Source organism: Streptomyces sp. NPDC002265 (assembly GCF_040296125.1).
Taxonomy (GTDB): domain Bacteria; phylum Actinomycetota; class Actinomycetes; order Streptomycetales; family Streptomycetaceae; genus Streptomyces.
In genome coordinates this window covers 1-2,087 of sequence record NZ_JBEOWS010000650.1, presented here as the reverse complement: position 1 = coordinate 2,087, position 2,087 = coordinate 1, and the positions used below count along the sequence as shown (strand labels likewise).

Here is a 2,087-nt window from a genome sequence, read left to right as displayed (position 1 = left end):
GGCCGAACTCGTCCTCGCCTCACCGCTGTTCGAGCGCATCGAGATCCGCAGACCGCACGCCGGCGACATCTCGATCCGGGCGAGGATGCGGGCGGTGGCGAGCGCCTTCTGGTCGGCGGTCAGCCCGGCCACGTTCGCGCCGTGGTTGAGACCGGGCGCGGTGAAGACGTACGCGTCCTTCGCGCCCGCCCCGACGCGGAACCGCTCCGCGCCCCAGGGGTCGTTCTGGCCGTAGACGAACAGCATGTGCCGCGCGTGGTGCGTCACCCAGTTGTCCACGTCGCGCATCGCGCCCGGCTGGAACCGCATCGGGATGTCGCGCGGGACGAAGTTGCGCGGCGGCTGGTAGCCGTAGCGGACGTACTTGCGCTCGATGTACGGGAAGTGGATCGTCGGCGCGCCCAGCTGGGTGCCCGCCTGGTAGTAGTACGGCGTGTACGGCTCCAGGCCCTGGTCGGTGTAGAAGGAGAAGCCGGAGATCGTGTCGACGGAGTTCCAGATCTCGTCGTCGGTCGCGGTGGCCGCGTCCGCCGGGATCGTGTCGCAGTCGGACAGCAGGCTGTACTGCCAGAAGCCCCAGACGTAGTCGAGGACGACCGCCTCGTAGGCCCGGTCGAGGCTGCCGACGGTGGTGAAGGTGTAGCCGTTCTCGGCGGCGTACGCCTGGTACTTCTTCTCCAGGGACTCCCGGCGCACCAGCGCCTCGCGCTGCACGGCGTTCAGCCGGTCCCGGCACTCCTTCGTGCCGACGGAGGCGAAGAAGCGGTCGTAGGCGGAGTCCTCGTCGTTGACGACGTCGTTCGGGGCGACGTAGGCGACGACACCGTCCATGTCGTGCGGGTAGAAGCGCTCGAAGTAGGTGGCGGTCATGCCGCCCTTGGAGCCGCCGGTGGCGATCCAGTTCCTGGTGTAGATCTTCTTCAGCGCCTTGAAGATGCGGTGCTGGTCGCTCGCGGCCTGCCAGATGTCGAGCTTGGACCAGTCGGCCGGGGCGGGCCGGGACGGGGTGAAGAAGCGGTACTCCATGGAGACCTGGTTGCCGTCCACGATCTGGGTCGGCTCGCGGCGGCTCGGCGTGGTGGAGACGTTGTAGCCGCCGGTGTAGAAGACCGTCGGACGGCTGACGTCCTTGTGCAGCACGGTGATCCGCTGCTGGAACGTGCCCTTGGACGGGTGCCGGTGGTCCACCGGCTGGGTGTAGTTGAGGACGAAGTAGCGGTAGCCGGTGTACGGCTTCTCCTCGATCAGGCTCATGCCCGGTATGGAGAGCAGCTGCTCCTTGATGTCGGTCGTTCCGGTGGCCTCCGGCACGGCAGCGGTGGCTGCCCCGGCCGTGCTCAGTGTGCCTATGAGCACGGTGAGCGCCAGCAGCCATCTGAGCGCCTTACGCATGCACCCTCCCTGTGAAACGGATGTGCGCCGGAAGCTATCCCAGCAACACCCTTCACACCAGAGGGAGTTGAGACGTCAGCGGGCAAAAGGGGCGGCGTCGGTCAGCACAGGATCCAGCCCGTGCCGATCGACTGCGCCCCCACCGACCCCCTCACCCGTACACAGCGGTGCCCCGCGTGCACGGTCACCGGACCGGCCCGCAGCGTGAACTGCCCGCTGTCGACGACCGGGCGGTTGCCGCGCGCCTGCACGCTGACCGACATCGCGGTCCGCCGGCCGGGGTGCCCGGCGAGGGTGACGGCGCAGACGTAGCCGTTGCGCTTGAAGACCTGGACCGTGCCGGTGGCGAAGGGAAGGACCTTCACCTTCCGGCCGGCGCACTGCGCGGGGGCCGCCTCGGCGCTGGCCGGCGACGCGAGCGCGAGCAGCCCGGAGGCGGCCAGCACGGCCGTGCCGAGTGCCAGCCGTCGACGTATCGCACCACTGTCCACACTCGTCCCTCCCGCCACACGCTCCGACCGTACTGATGTACGGACGCATGACAGGTATCGAACGGTTGCGCACATCCCCGCGCATCCCATGCGCATCCCCGCGCATCCCGCGCTCCGGGCGCCCGCCACGGCGGGGCGGGCGCCCGGGGCGGACGGGTGGCGGACGGGGGAGCCCGGGGTGTCCGGCTCCCCCACCAACGTCCG

Annotated in this window: 2 protein-coding genes; both read right to left on the bottom strand. The window is 69.6% G+C overall.

The window, feature by feature from the left end; all coding sequences use genetic code 11:
- On the bottom strand, window positions 1–1,392 hold a 1,392-nt coding region (locus tag ABT085_RS45955), incomplete at its 3' end, for a S28 family serine protease (protein WP_351623128.1).
- 101 nt (window positions 1,393–1,493) lie between these two features.
- Window positions 1,494–1,883, bottom strand: a complete 390-nt coding sequence (locus tag ABT085_RS45950; protein ID WP_351623126.1) for a hypothetical protein — start codon at window positions 1,881–1,883, stop codon at window positions 1,494–1,496.
- Between the last annotated feature and the right edge of the window lie 204 nt (window positions 1,884–2,087).